The sequence below is a fragment of the Zoogloea sp. LCSB751 genome, from assembly GCF_002028455.1.
Taxonomy (GTDB): domain Bacteria; phylum Pseudomonadota; class Gammaproteobacteria; order Burkholderiales; family Rhodocyclaceae; genus Zoogloea.
This window is the reverse complement of the sequence record NZ_MWUM01000196.1, coordinates 1-272: the sequence shown is the minus strand read 5'-3', so window position 1 is coordinate 272 and position 272 is coordinate 1. Positions and strand designations below refer to the sequence as shown.

The window sequence follows — 272 nt, the reverse complement described above, 5'->3', positions numbered from 1 at the left end:
GTGCGCATCGTGCTGGACCTGCGCCAGCCTGTGGCGCCGCAGATCTTCACGCTGGCGCCGGTGGCGGCCTACAAGCACCGCCTGGTCTTCGACCTGTACCCGAAGTTCGCGGCCGACCCGCTGGTGGCCCTGGCCAACGAGCGCAGCAAGCCGCCCCCGGCACCAGCGCCCTCGCCGGCCCAGCGCTCGGAGGCCGCGGCCAGTGCCGTCAACGACGCCCTGGGCGAGCTGATCCAGAAGATCGAGCGTCCCGCCCCAGCGGCGTCGGCGCC

General features: G+C 73.9%; 1 pseudogene. It reads left to right on the top strand.

The features are described from left to right. Positions 1-272 (top strand): annotated as a pseudogene (locus tag B4920_RS30100) (AMIN domain-containing protein); the annotation flags it as partial.